This is a genomic window from Bacillus sp. FSL K6-2944 (assembly GCF_038005385.1).
GTDB classification, from domain to species: Bacteria; Bacillota; Bacilli; order Bacillales; family Bacillaceae_G; genus Bacillus_A; species Bacillus_A cereus.
In genome coordinates, this window is the sequence record NZ_JBBOTE010000002.1 from 414,232 (window position 1) to 429,005 (window position 14,774).

A 14,774-nucleotide genomic window follows, 5' to 3' on the forward strand; every position below is an offset into this window, starting at 1 on the left:
TATGTTATTGAAATATTTTATTTGGATGATTAGTTGTGCACCGTATGAATGTATTCCTTTTCGTTTGAAACAAAAGTTACATTATAAAACGTTGCGTAAAAATTGTTTTGCCCGTTCATGTGATGGAGCTGAAAAGAATTGTACTGGCGGAGCATCTTCTACAATCTTTCCATCGTCCATAAAGATGACGCGATCAGCTACATCTTTTGCGAAATTCATTTCATGAGTAACAATAACCATTGTCATCCCTTCTTCAGCAAGTTCTTTCATAACTTGCAATACTTCTCCAACAAGTTCAGGGTCTAAAGCTGAGGTAGGCTCATCAAATAGCATAATCTTAGGGCTCATTGCAAGAGCTCGTGCAATGGCAATGCGCTGTTTTTGACCACCTGAAAGAAGATGAGGAGTTACATCCGCTTTATCTTGAAGGCCGACTTTTTGGAGAAGTTGATTTCCAATATCCTGTGCATTTGCTTTCTCTAATTTTTTTACGTGAATAGGTGCTTCTATGATGTTTTCTAGTGAGGTCATATGAGGAAAGAGGTTAAAGTGCTGAAAAACCATACCGACATTTTCACGGACTTTATTTAAATTTGAATGCTTTGGATCAATTCGCTCACCTTGTAAGTGAATTTCGCCTTCATCGTACATTTCTAAAAAGTTAAGACAGCGAAGTAATGTACTTTTACCAGAACCACTGGCACCAATTAAAACAACAACTTCTTTTTCTTTTACTTCTAAATCAATTCCTTTTAACACATCAAGTGAACCGAATGATTTTACTAGATTTCGAACTTGAATCATACAAAACCCCCAGTTAAAAATATATTTTACAAATGTTGCCCTGTATTTCTGTTATTAGTCATAAATTGTCAGAATCCTTTATTTTTTTCGTGCAATTTGATATTCAAAGAAATAATGATTTTTAAAATCTCTATATCCTTCTATAATGAAAATATGGATGATAATATATAGGTAGTATTTATATTGCTTATAAAAAGGGGGAAAGGGAAGATGGAAAAAGAAAGAAAAACATTTTCTTTTGGATTACGTACACAACTTATGCTATTCACTACAGTTTTAGCTTTCATTACATATTCAACAAGTATATTTTTTATTTACGTGATATACGATTATTTTCAAAGTTATGTAAGTCAAACTGTATATAATATTATCGTTATGTTATTAGGGGTAGTATGGTCTGGAATTTTAGCATATGGAGCAGCCGTATTTTTAATTAAACCGCTTCGCAAGTTAGAGGAAGCGGCAAGAAAAGCAGCTGAGGGTGATATTCGTGAAGATGTTCCATTACCGAAGACAGATGATGAAATTAAATCTTTAAGTGTTGCATTTAATATGATGTTAGGAAACTTAAGGGGCATGGTAAAAAATATTGATACAACATTTTCGTATACAAATAATCAAGTACAGCAGATTAGAAAACAAACAGGCGAAGCAACGAGACAAGCGCAAGGTGTATCTGAGACACTTGCAGAGATTTCTTCAGGCGCTGAGCAATCAGCGGCATCAATTCAAGCAATTGTTTCTGCTGTTGATACAACGACTTCTATTGCAAGTGAAGTAGAAGAAAAAGCGAAGCAGTCTGATACATTGTCTTCAGAAATGGTTGAAGCTTTAGGGCATAGTACTCGTGTCTTTACGTCTTTAATTCAAGGTATTCAAACATTGGCAAAAGAAAATGAAGATTCAATGCAAAATGTACAGAAGTTAGAAGAACGAATGAAACAAGTAGAACATATTGTGTCTGTTGTGAGTGCGATTGCTAGCCAAACGAATTTATTAGCACTAAATGCTTCTATTGAGGCAGCTCGCGCAGGAGAGCATGGAAGAGGCTTTGCGGTTGTTGCGGAAGAAGTACGTAAACTTGCTGATGAAAGTGATCATTCTGCAAGAAACATATCGCAGTTATTACGGAATATGCAAGATGAAGTACAACAAGTTGCAATGAAAATGACAGAACAAGTGAAAATAGCTAAAGAAGAGGCGAAACGTGGGGAAGCTACGGAATTAATTTTAAAAGAAATGTCATCAAGTGTTATGGAAGTAGCCGATGCAACTCAGCAAATTAGTAGTTATATGAATGAACAAGTGAGCCACATTCATCAAACAGGAGCACAAACAAAAGCTGTAGCAGCAATTGCTGAAGAAACGTCAGCTGGTTCGCAAGAAGTAGCACGTGTGACGCTACAACAATCTAAAAATATGATAGTAATCGATCAATTATTAAAGGATTTAGAGAAGCAAGCAACTGATTTGAAACAAACAATTGAACGATTTTCAATGTAAAAGGAAGAACAGAATATTGTTCTTCTCTTTTTTATTTAGCTTGATTTAATATTTACAGTTAAACTATGAACGTTTCCGCAACATTCTTTTCTGTCCCTTTCGGATGAAAATTATAGCGAGCTATAATATTAAAAGGGGTGTCTTTTATGAAAAAAGAAAAAAGACAACGGTTAATTAAACAATTTGTAAAGGAGTATGAAATAGATAAGCAAGAAAGATTAGTAGAATTGTTAGCAAAAAAAGATGTATTAGTAACACAAGCTACGGTTTCTCGCGATATTCGTGAGTTAAACTTAACGAAGGTACCTTCTCAAGAAGGATTAATGATATATAAAGTTTTCTCAGAAGAGCATTTACAAACTGATATAAAGTTAAAGAAAAAATTACGAGAAGTTGTTGTAAAAATTGATTGTGTAGATCAATTAATGGTTATTAAAACATTACCTGGTAATGCACATGTTATTGGTGTTTTATTTGATGAGTTAGATTGGAAAGAAAAAATAGGATGTATATGTGGAAATGATACATGCCTTATAATTTCACAGTCGAAATCAGATAGGGAGATTATAGAAGAAAGATTAAATTTAATTATTTAGATGCAAAAATCCTGTTTTTAATAAAATTAAAAACAGGATTTTTGTTTAAATACGGAAGTTAAATATTCAATATATATGCGTAATATATGTATTTTTTATTGAGAAAGCAAGATAGTTTGTTATAAAAATACATATTCGTATGATTTTAAAAAAATAACTTGTTTAATATTTCACAATGATAATGTGGATGCTTTCACAAAGATGAAAGTACAGAGCATTTATTATGTACTTGTAAGACATCAAACATATTTAAAAGGAGGTACAACAAATGAAACATCCGATACATGTTACTTCAGAAATTGGGGAATTACAAACGGTTTTATTAAAACGACCGGGTAAAGAAGTGGAAAACTTGACGCCAGATTATTTGCAGCAATTATTATTTGACGATATTCCATACTTACCAATTATTCAAAAAGAGCATGATTATTTTGCACAAACGTTACGCAATCGGGGTGTTGAAGTTCTTTATTTAGAAAAACTAGCCGCTGAGGCGTTAGTAGATAAAAAACTTCGAGAAGAATTTGTTGATCGTATTTTAAAAGAAGGACAGGCCGACGTAAATGTTGCACATCAAACTTTAAAAGAATATTTACTTTCCTTTTCAAATGAAGAATTAATTCAAAAAATTATGGGCGGTGTACGGAAAAACGAAATTGAAACAAGTAAGAAGACACATTTATATGAATTAATGGAAGATCACTATCCGTTTTACTTAGATCCAATGCCTAATTTATATTTTACTCGTGACCCAGCAGCTAGCGTGGGCGATGGCTTAACGATAAATAAGATGAGAGAACCAGCGCGTAGACGTGAATCATTATTCATGGAGTACATCATTAAATATCATCCAAGATTTGCAAAACATAATGTACCAATCTGGTTAGATCGTGATTATAAATTTCCAATTGAAGGTGGCGACGAGCTAATTTTAAATGAAGAAACAATTGCGATTGGAGTATCTGCTCGTACTTCAGCTAAAGCAATTGAACGTTTAGCTAAAAATCTTTTTAGCCGACAAAATAAAATTAAGAAAGTGTTAGCAATAGAAATTCCAAAATGTCGAGCATTTATGCATTTAGATACAGTATTTACAATGGTTGATTATGACAAGTTTACAATTCACCCAGCCATTCAAGGGCCAAAAGGGAATATGAATATTTATATTTTAGAAAAAGGATCAGATGAGGAAACTCTTAAAATTACACATCGTACTTCTTTAATGGAAGCATTAAAAGAGGTATTAGGCTTAAGTGAATTAGTTCTTATTCCATGTGGAGGAGGAGATGTAATTGCTTCTGCTCGTGAACAATGGAATGATGGCTCGAACACATTAGCAATTGCGCCAGGTGTAGTTGTTACATATGATCGTAACTATGTATCTAATACGTTATTACGTGAACACGGTATAGAAGTGATTGAGGTGCTAAGTTCGGAATTATCTCGTGGTCGTGGGGGTCCACGTTGCATGAGTATGCCAATTGTTCGTAAAGATATTTAGTATAAATAACGGAGAAAGTAGGGATGAATTATGTTAATGACTAGACCAAATTTAAAAGGAAGAAGCTTTCTAGCAGAAAAAGATTTTACACAAGAAGAATTGTTATATTTTCTAGATTTGGCAGCAGAATTAAAAGAGAAAAAGAAAAACGGTATCCCGCATCATTATTTAGAAGGTAAAAATGTAGCGCTCTTATTTGAAAAAACTTCTACTCGTACGCGTTGTGCATTTACAGTAGCATGTACAGATTTAGGGGCAAATCCTGAATATTTAGGGAAAGGTGATATTCAACTTGGGAAAAAAGAATCTGTAGAGGATACAGCAAAAGTGTTAGGGCGTATGTTTGACGGAATTGAGTTTCGTGGATTTAATCATGAAACTGTAGAATCTTTAGCACAAAATTCTGGTGTGCCAGTTTGGAATGGATTAACAGATATGTGGCATCCAACACAAACACTAGCAGATTTATTAACAATTAGAGAACATATAGGGAAATTGAAAAATGTGAAGCTCGTTTACGTTGGCGATGGGCGAAATAATGTTGCTAATAGCTTACTAGTTGGTGGAGCAATCGTTGGAATGGATGTACGTATTTGTACACCGGAATCTTTATGGCCTGCACAAGAAGTAATTGATTTAGCAAAAAAATATAATGAACAAGTAATGATAACAAGTAATGTGGAAGAAGCTGTTGCGAATGCAGATGTAATTTATACAGATGTATGGGTGTCTATGGGGGAAGAAGAAAAATTTGCTGAACGTGTCGAGTTATTGAAACCTTATCAAGTAAATATGAAAATGATTAAAGCAACAGGGAATGAAAACGTGATTTTCTTACATTGTTTACCTGCATTTCATGATGTTGAAACGATGTATGGCGAAGAAGTTTATGAGAAATATGGGTTGAAAGAAATGGAGGTAACTGACGAAGTATTCCGCAGTAAACATTCAAAAGTATTTGATCAAGCTGAAAATAGAATGCATACAATTAAAGCGGTTATGGCAGCTACTTTAGGAAACATGGAGTAAAGAAGAAAGGGAGTCTTCCTTTCTTCTTTCTCCTCCTTTAGACACTATCATTCACTATTGCTTTTGTATTGTTATTGCAATTAAAGAGAGATAATATGAAGCGACCTCCTAGATTATCAAGTCAGGGATTTTAACCCATAATAATGAATGAAAACATTATGAATGGGGTTATACCCTATGATAATAGGAGGCCACTATGGAAAATATAATCTATATTGGGATGGATGTCCACAAGGAAAGTTTTAGCTTATGTGCACTACACGGAACAACTGGGGAAATTGTAAGAGAAGCACGATGTGCTTCAAATGTATCTCTCGTAAAAAAATTCGTTGAGAAACTGAAAACAAAATATGGTGAAGATATAAAAATTAAAGCTGGATATGAGGCTGGTTGTTTAGGGTATTCACTTCATAATCTTCTTGAACAAAATGGAATTGATTGTGATATTTTAGCTCCCACAACAATGTACAGTTCATCAAAAAATAAAATGGTTAAAAATGATAAATTCGATGCCAAAATGATTGCTCTTAATTTAGCAAATGGCACCTATAAAGAAGTATATGTTCCAGAAGAAGAGGATGTTGCCGTGAAAGAGTATATCCGCATGTTAGGTGATTTTAAAACATCTTTGAAAAAAATAAAACAACAGATAAAAGCATTCCTTTTAAGGCATGGCTATGTGTATGAAGGGAAATCAAGCTGGACAATCGCTTATATGAAATGGTTAAAGAATCTTGATCTACAAGGATTATTCAAAGAAACGTTAGGCGAATACCTATTACAGTATGATGTTCTAGTCGATAAAATTGAGCGGTTCAGTCTGAGATTAGAAGAATTATCTCATCGTGAAAGGTACGAAGAACCAATCGCAAATTTAAGATGCTTAAAAGGTATAGATACAACATCGGCAATGACTGTTCATGTGGAAATTGCAGACTTCACTCGTTTTCCCACGGCTAAAGCATTTATGGCTTATGTAGGATTGACACCAAGCGAAAGCTCAAGTGGAGAAAAAATCAGTCGACGTTCGATTACAAAACAAGGAAATTCGACCGTTAGGTCTACTCTTGTAGAATGTGCAAATGCGTTGGTAAAAGGAACAATCGGATTAAAATCGAAGCGAGTGAAAGCAAGACAAAAAGGGCAACGAAGCGAAGTGATTGCTTATGCGGATCAGGCTGTAGAAAGGTTACAAAGAAAATATTATCGCATGATATATCAAGGGAAACCTAGAAATGTTGCCGTTACAGCTATCGCAAGAGAACTGGGGTGTTTTATATGGGGATTAGAAACAGGTAAAATTCACCGAAAATAAAGAGGGAAGGATATGAAGTTGATTGATTCATTCATAGTTAGAAACCAAAGGTATCAATTGATGGCATAGATGAGCTTCAGAGATAGTGAATTACAGGTCTGGCTATCTATGACTCACCTCTTCTGGCATGGCTGAAATTCTGATAAACAAGCTATTTATTAGAATTTGAAAAGGTGTGATCCACGCAGTGAGATTATAAGAGCCTAACGACGAACCATTAACCTGAGGTAACCAATCCACGAATAACAGAGTGGTTAACTGTCGATAGATCTTATTTCTGAAGCTTTTGTATGCCATCAAGAAAAATATTATGGGTGAAAAACTATTGACAAAGGTCACTTCATAACAGGTGAGTGGAATGGGTGAAGATAAGAAATTAGGGTTGTTTACACTAACGGCTCTTGTAGTTGGGTCTATGATTGGCGGTGGAGCCTTTAATTTAGCGAGTGATATGGCAAAAGGTGCTGGTGCTGGAGCCATTATTATTGGCTGGGTTATAACAGGAATTGGGATGATCGCACTCGGATTATCTTTTCAAAATCTAACTGTAAAACGGCCAGATTTAGATGGTGGTATTTTTAGCTATGCAAAAGCAGGGTTTGGTAATTTTATGGGGTTTAATAGTGCGTGGGGATACTGGCTATCTGCTTGGCTTGGGAATGTAGCTTACGGTACATTATTGTTTTCTTCATTAGGATATTTCTTCCCGATCTTTGAAGGCGGTCAAAATGTAGAATCCATTATTGGTGCAAGCGTATTATTATGGTGTGTTCACATGTTAATTTTACGTGGAGTTCAATCAGCAGCCCTTGTGAATTTAGTAACTACAATCGCAAAATTAGTACCTGTATTTGTATTTATTGTCATAGGAATCTTTGCGTTTCATATTGATACGTTCTTAGATGGATTTTGGGGGCAAACTGGTTCTTTTTCATGGGGAGCAGTTGGCAGCCAAGTTAAAAGTACAATGCTTGTAACTTTATGGGTATTTATTGGGGTAGAAGGGGCTGTTGTTTTATCCAGTCGAGCAAAAAATAGAAGTGATGTAGGGAAAGCAACCGTTATTGGCTTAATTGGTACACTCATCATTTACATTTTAATCACATTATTGTCTCTTGGACTTATGCAGCAAGCAGACATTGCAGGTTTGAAAAATCCGGCTATGGCTTATTTGTTTGAAAGTGTTGTTGGAAAATGGGGTGCTATCTTTATTAATTTAGGTTTAGTCATCTCTGTATTAGGTGCTTGGTTAGGTTGGACTTTGCTCGCTTCTGAAATTCCATATTTAGCGGCTAAAGATGGAGTATTTCCAAAATGGTTCGCAAAAGAAAATAAAAATAAGGCTCCAGTAAATTCATTATGGATAACAAATGGTTTAATACAAATATTCTTGTTAACATTCGTCGTTTCTGATCAGGCGTATAACTTTGCATTCTCTTTAGCATCTTCAGCTATTTTAATCCCATATGCTTTTTCAGCATTTTATCAACTGAAGCATAGCTTAAAGTCTGAAGAAGCAGATCGAAATAAAAATATAATAATTGGCTTGATCGCAAGTATTTATGGCGTGTGGTTAGTTTATGCAGCCGGTTTAGAGTATTTATTATTAACAATGACTTTATATGCGCCAGGTATTTTTATTTTTTACAATGTTCAAAAGCAAAAGAGTTCGAAGCAAATATTTACTCGAGTGGAATTAGCATCATCCGTAGCAATTGGTGCTTTAGCATTCTTTGCGATTTATGGATTAATTACAGGCAGTATTACTTTATAAAGCGCTGTGAAAGCGAAATCAACTGGAGGGCTGGAATATGGCACGAAGAAAAATTGTAGTTGCACTAGGGGGAAATGCGATACAGTCTGGAGAAGCTACTGCGGGAGCGCAGCAAGAAGCGTTGGAAAAAACGGCAGAACAACTTGTGAAAATAATGGAAAATGATGTGGATATAGTAATTGCGCATGGAAATGGCCCACAAGTGGGGAATATTTTATTACAGCAAAAAGCTGCAGAAACGGAAAAGACACCTGCAATGCCATTAGATACTTGTGGGGCAATGAGCCAAGGGATGATTGGATATTGGATGGAAAATGCAATTGAAAAGGCATTGAAAAAACGGAATATAAACAAAGATGTAGCAACGGTTATAACACGTGTTGTTGTGGATAAAAAAGATGAGGCATTTAAAAATCCAACTAAACCAATTGGTCCTTTTTATACAGAAGAAGAGGCCAGAAAATTAATGGATGAAACAAAAGCAGTGTTTAAAGAAGATGCTGGTAGAGGATGGAGACGTGTTGTTCCATCACCGAAGCCTGTAAGTATTCATGAACATAAAGTGATTAATTCTTTGGTCGAAGATGGAAACATAGTGATAGCTGTGGGCGGAGGTGGAATTCCAGTAATTGATTCTGAAGAAGGGTTAAAAGGAACTGAAGCGGTTATCGATAAAGATTTCGCTGCGCAGAAATTAGCAGAATTAGTAGATGCCGATACGCTCGTTATTTTAACTGCAGTTGATTATGTGTATGTAAATTATAATCAACCGAATCAAAAAAAATTAGAGCATGTCACAGTGAATCAATTAGAAGAATATATTGAAGAACAACAATTTGCTGCGGGAAGCATGCTTCCAAAAATCGAAGCTGCTATTAATTTTGTTAATACAAATCCAAAAAGAAAAACGATTATTACGTCTTTAGAAAAAGTATATGAAGCACTAGAAGAAAAAGCCGGTACTATTATTTCAAAACAGAATGTATGCATGTATGTTTAAATTATTATGTACGCTACTTAGTAGTAAAAAAAGAATGAGGTTAATAACTTCATTCTTTTTATTTATTAATATTTTTTGTACTCATTGTTCATAAAGTTTTCATGATGAAATCTGAATATACAAGTTAATTATGATAAAATTCAAATTGAATACGCTTTCTTGATTTTTCGCTCCAACATACAGCAAGAGAGAGGGAATTTTATGAATAGACGGAACGTAGTGAAAGACTTAAAGCAGTTCGAATTATTTGCTCATTTAACAGAAAAAAAATTGAAAGGCTTAACAGAGTTTGTTTATTGGCGAACTTATAAAAAAGGTCAATTTTTATTTTTAGAAGGGGATTCAAGGGAAAGAATTTACTTCATGTTAGATGGTTTTGTAAAGTTAGAGCGGGTTAATCAAAATGGGAACTTATTATACGATGACTATGTAAAGCGGTATTCTATTTTTCCTTATGGTGGTATGTTTACAGACAGAGGATATAACTATACAGCAGAAGCAATGACGGATGTGGAGGTATATTATATTCCAACGGTAATCTTTGAAGATATGGTAAAGTCCAGCAGAACACAATTGATGTACGTTGTTCAGCAATTATCATCTATATTAAAATTGAACGAAAATCGAGTGCAAAATATTACAATTCCTAATGCACAAGATCGTGTTATCCAAACGTTAAATTATTTAATGCAGGATTTAGGAGAACAGAGCGGAGAAAAGATTGTAATTTCATGTCCACTTACAACAATTGAAATATCCAAAATATCTGGAACATCTCGAGAGACAGTTAGCAGCGTATTAAAACAATTAAAAAATGATAGCATTGTTACAATTTTAGATAAAAAAATTACAATACATGATCCAACATATTTTGAAGAAATCTCTATGTGAAAATTGTATATTGATTTTTTAATTCATAGTGTATATTAATAAGGTTCTTTATATATTTATAAGGAACTTTTTTACGTTATCCTCTATAAAAAGATTGTATAGTATGGTAATAATAGCTAAAATCGATAATAAAATACAAAGTGAAGGGGAGAAAGAATGATTCGTATTGAGTATGATCGATTAGTAGCTATTTGTTACAGTATAGGGGTTTTGTTATTATTAAAAATTCCAAATGATAATGAATTAATTGGGGAAAAACTATTCAATGTCTATAAGATTCCGATACATACGTATGTTTATATGGATTATAAAGTCTCAAATATATTGATTGTTTCTTTCATACTACATGTAATTGCATTTATATTATTTTTAAAATGGCTAGGAAAAAAGGAGTCTAGTACATTTAGAAAAATGAATAAAATAAAAGTAGTAGGTACTAGTATTTTGATTGTAATGATGCCGTTTATTTTAAATACAATCCTCCAGACATTGAATAAAACATGGTATTATGCAGGAAAAACAGGGGTAGAAGCAATAGAATATAAAAAAGAAGATAGCCAGTGTAGAATGGAGAAAAATGGAGAGAATATCCAACCGAAGTGCATTGTTACTTTAAAAAATTATCGTAATCATTCACAAGCATTAAAAGTTGTTTTATATGATAATGCAAACGAGAATTCAAAAAGCTATCCAGTACCGAAACCAGTCTATTTACAAAAACATGAGACAAAGCAATTTGAATTTCAAGTTCCTGTTTCTTATAATAGAGGTATTGAAAAAGATAAAGTACCAAATATTAAATTACATTCATTGCATGAAAATGATACGAAATACAATTAATCTGTAAGTAAAAGTTTATGAGTAGGAGCAAGAATTTGAAACGATATAGAAAATCAACTTGAATCATCCAACATACTGCGAGGTAACGGTATATTGGATGATTTTTTTATGTTATCCCCTTTTTTCACGTATGAAAAGGAGGAATACTTTGTTGGAAATGAAAAACATCACAAGGATCATACATGGTTTTTACTTTACGTAATCTGTGAAAGTTAGAGCCATAATAACTAGTTTGCCAATTTTTAATGTCGATATCGGGCCAGTTCACATAGTCACCTAGTGTATAAGGATCTAAGCTTTCTCGTAAACCTTTAACCCAGCGTATATTTCGATTTTCTTCATCATCGCATTTCCAAGAGGTAATGTATTCTTGAGCAATAATTGCTTTACGATGAAAATAAGCCGTTTCATTCGGCGAAATATTTTCAACAGCACCTATGAGCGATTGATGCCAAATACTAGCATCTTTATTTGGTGCATGAGAAAGAAAGGATTGCATGATTTGAATGCCTTTAAGGGGAATAGGTTTATAGACATAGGAACCAGAGCGCTTAAAATTTTCAGGGATGTTACCTCCATTAAAAAATTCAACAGCCTTTATATAAGGAACTTCTTCTATAAAGAGAGAGGGGCTACCAGTTTCAAGAAGAGGGGATAATAGGGAATGGAGTTCAGAGGGAGAACCGACAAACTCGCCTTGTGCTTCAATTTTATTTCGTTGCTTGGCGAATAATTCGATCGATGAAGTGAGACGTTCATCTATATAAGGTGCCCAGTTTTGCCACGCTTGAAATGCAGCAATAAAGTCTTCCCATTCCCATGTAATTGAGAAAATTGATACATTTTTTATCGGGTGGACTCGAAAAGTTAAGGAAGTGACAATTCCGAAGTTTCCACCACCGCCACCACGGCATGCCCAAAAAAGGTTAGAGTTTTCTTGTTCATTTGCACGAATGAGTTTTGCACCAAATTTTCCACACGCTTGTACCATTTCCACTTCCATTAATTGATCACATGTTAATCCAAATAAGCGCGAAAGCATACCAATACCACCGCCAAGTGCTAATCCAACAACTCCAACGCTTGCACTTGTACCAGCAGGAATTGTAACACCGTAATTCCAAAGTTCTTTATAAACAGTGCCAAGATTTGCACCAGCCTCAATTGTTGCTGTTAATTTCTCTGTATTAACAGTAATGTAATGCGATGCATTTCACTCACATCAATAATAAGTCCTCTATTTAAAAGAGAAAAATTTTCATAGCTATGACGTCCACTTCTTAACCGAAATGGTATATGACGTTCACGTGCCCATTTTAAGGCGTTACAGACATCCTTGTTATTTTGACAAAAAACAATAATACAAGGGAGTTTTGGAATACTTAAATTTAAATTCATTCGGGCTACGTCGTAGTCAGGATCTGTGGGAACAACGATACGACCTGTTAATTTTGTTTGCTTCAATTTATTACTCCTTTCTAAAATAATCAGAGTTTTTTATTAATATATGAAAAATGTCTGTAATACGCGTGGACAAGGAGAGGTGAAGAATGAGATTTACCTTTGTGAGAAATAAATAAAGCATAAGAATAAAGAATCTACATAGAGTTCAATGAAAACAGTTGCAAACTGTTCATATTTTGTTATGATAGTGTTACGAAAACGTTTGCATAAAATTCCGATGGGATGCAAAAGGAGAGAATGACTATGAATAAGACATGGTGGAAAGAAGCGGTTGCTTATCAAATTTATCCACGAAGCTTTATGGATTCAAATGGTGATGGTATTGGAGATTTACAAGGTATTATTGCAAAACTGGATTATTTAAAAGATTTAGGTATAGATGTAATTTGGATTTGTCCAATGTATAAGTCGCCTAATGATGATAATGGTTATGATATTAGTGATTATCAAGATATTATGGATGAGTTTGGTACAATGGCAGACTTTGATGCTTTACTAGATGAAGTTCATAAGCGTGATATGAAGCTTATTATTGATTTAGTTATTAATCATACGAGTGATGAACATCCATGGTTTATTGAATCACGTTCATCTAAAGATAATCCGAAGCGTGATTGGTATATTTGGCATGATGGTAAAGATGGTGCGGAGCCAAACAACTGGGAAAGTATTTTTAATGGTTCGGCATGGGAATATGATGAAGAAACAGAACAATATTATTTACATTTATTCTCACGTAAACAACCAGATTTAAACTGGGAGAATAAAGAAGTTCGCGAAGTACTATACGATACGGTTAATTGGTGGCTTGATAAAGGTATTGATGGTTTCCGCGTTGATGCGATCAGTCATATTAAAAAAGAAGAAGGCCTCAAGGATATGCCAAATCCAAAAGGGTTAAAATATGTGCCATCTTTTGATAAACATATGAATGTGAAAGGTATTCAACCTTTATTAGAAGAGCTAAAAGAAAATACATTCTCTAAGTACGATATTATGACTGTTGGTGAAGCAAATGGTGTTAAGATTGAAGATGCTGAGCTTTGGGTTGGAGAAGAGCAAGGTAAGTTCAATATGGTATTCCAATTTGAACATTTAAGTTTATGGGATGCAGAGAAGAAGAAAGACCTTGATGTTGTAGGATTGAAAAAAGTATTAACGAAATGGCAAAAAGGATTAGAAAATAAAGGATGGAACGCTTTATATATTGAGAATCACGATAAACCACGTATCGTTTCAACATGGGGAGATGATAAACAATATTGGCGTGAAAGTGCAACAGCTCTAGGGGCGATGTATTTCTTTATGCACGGTACACCTTTTATTTATCAAGGCCAAGAAATTGGTATGACAAATGTTCAGTTACCAAATATTGAAGATTACGATGATGTAGCAATTAAAAATTTATATCGCGAGAAAATTGCAGAGGGCGTACCACATCAAGATATGATGGAGATTATATGGGCTTCTTGCCGCGATAATTCACGTACACCTATGCAGTGGAATGATGAGATGAATGCTGGTTTCACAACAAGTACACCTTGGTTTAGCATGAATCCAAATTACAAAGAAATTAATGTTGAAAAGCAAAAAAATGAAGAAAAGTCTATTTTCAATTTCTATAAGAAAATGATTGCCCTGAAAAAAGAGCACGATGTACTGAACTATGGTACGTATGATTTACTTTTAGAAGACGATCCACAAATTTATGCATATACACGTACGTTACAGGATGAAAAAGTCATTGTAATTAGTAATATCTCAAAAGAGGAAGCTGTGTATAATGAGGGTTCATTTGCACTAGAACGCAAACGTTTGCTTTTAAATAACTATGAAGTTGCGGAACATGAAGAAGTAACAACAATTGCTTTAAAGCCTTATGAAACAAGGGTTTATCGCATTTCATAATAAAAAAGGATGCTCTTTGAGCATCTTTTTTTATGAAAAAAAATAAATTTCTATTGCAAAGTGAAAACGCTTTTATTAAAATAGATTTATGAAAACGGTTGCGTAAAGATAAAAATAAAGTAACATAAGGAATCGTTTTCATAAAGGGA

At 34.1% G+C, this 14,774-nt stretch carries 10 protein-coding genes and 3 pseudogenes; 11 read left to right on the forward strand and 2 right to left on the reverse strand.

The annotated features are described in order from the left end of the window. Positions 1-81 precede the first annotated feature (81 nt). Positions 82-804: an amino acid ABC transporter ATP-binding protein gene (locus MHH55_RS23185; RefSeq protein ID WP_000616927.1), complete on the reverse strand. Its 723-nt coding sequence runs from the start codon at positions 802-804 to the stop codon at positions 82-84. A 375-nt stretch (positions 805-1,179) separates the two neighbouring features. On the opposite strand from MHH55_RS23185, the pseudogene MHH55_RS36450 reads away from it, so the two are divergent. The 10 genes and pseudogenes from MHH55_RS36450 to MHH55_RS23230 all read left to right on the forward strand — a co-directional run. Continuing rightward, a pseudogene (locus tag MHH55_RS36450) lies at positions 1,180-1,365 on the forward strand (HAMP domain-containing protein); the annotation flags it as partial. A gap of 369 nt (positions 1,366-1,734) precedes the next feature. Continuing rightward, positions 1,735-2,307, forward strand: a pseudogene (locus MHH55_RS36455) (methyl-accepting chemotaxis protein); the annotation flags it as partial. A 146-nt stretch (positions 2,308-2,453) separates the two neighbouring features. Next, positions 2,454-2,903, forward strand: a complete 450-nt coding sequence (argR, locus tag MHH55_RS23195) for an arginine repressor (protein WP_000711826.1) — start codon at positions 2,454-2,456, stop codon at positions 2,901-2,903. A gap of 268 nt (positions 2,904-3,171) precedes the next feature. After that, a complete protein-coding gene (gene arcA, locus MHH55_RS23200; protein WP_000682331.1) occupies positions 3,172-4,404 on the forward strand; it encodes an arginine deiminase in 1,233 nt (410 codons plus the stop codon). Between the two features lie 30 nt (positions 4,405-4,434). Further along, a complete protein-coding gene (argF, locus tag MHH55_RS23205) occupies positions 4,435-5,433 on the forward strand; it encodes an ornithine carbamoyltransferase (RefSeq protein ID WP_000930289.1) in 999 nt (332 codons plus the stop codon). Between the two features lie 196 nt (positions 5,434-5,629). Then, the gene (locus MHH55_RS23210) at positions 5,630-6,748 is read left to right on the forward strand and encodes an IS110 family transposase (RefSeq protein ID WP_340880263.1); all 1,119 of its coding nucleotides are present in this window, start codon (positions 5,630-5,632) and stop codon (positions 6,746-6,748) included. A gap of 358 nt (positions 6,749-7,106) precedes the next feature. Further along, positions 7,107-8,522: an arginine-ornithine antiporter gene (gene arcD, locus MHH55_RS23215; protein ID WP_000503412.1), complete on the forward strand. Its 1,416-nt coding sequence runs from the start codon at positions 7,107-7,109 to the stop codon at positions 8,520-8,522. Between the two features lie 37 nt (positions 8,523-8,559). Continuing rightward, a complete protein-coding gene (gene arcC / locus MHH55_RS23220; RefSeq protein WP_000113951.1) occupies positions 8,560-9,522 on the forward strand; it encodes a carbamate kinase in 963 nt (320 codons plus the stop codon). Positions 9,523-9,723: 201 nt separating this feature from the next. Next, entirely contained in the window at positions 9,724-10,413 is a 690-nt protein-coding gene (locus tag MHH55_RS23225) for a Crp/Fnr family transcriptional regulator (protein ID WP_001081905.1), read from the forward strand. A gap of 156 nt (positions 10,414-10,569) precedes the next feature. Next, positions 10,570-11,253, forward strand: a complete 684-nt coding sequence (locus MHH55_RS23230; RefSeq protein ID WP_000619186.1) for a hypothetical protein — start codon at positions 10,570-10,572, stop codon at positions 11,251-11,253. Between the two features lie 124 nt (positions 11,254-11,377). Here the strand turns inward: MHH55_RS23230 and MHH55_RS23235 are convergent. After that, positions 11,378-12,717: pseudogene (locus tag MHH55_RS23235) on the reverse strand (FAD-dependent oxidoreductase). A 243-nt stretch (positions 12,718-12,960) separates the two neighbouring features. On the opposite strand from MHH55_RS23235, the gene MHH55_RS23240 reads away from it, so the two are divergent. Further along, positions 12,961-14,625 (forward strand): glycoside hydrolase family 13 protein, encoded by a 1,665-nt coding sequence (locus tag MHH55_RS23240; protein WP_001044710.1) that lies wholly within the window; start codon positions 12,961-12,963, stop codon positions 14,623-14,625. Positions 14,626-14,774 lie beyond the last annotated feature (149 nt).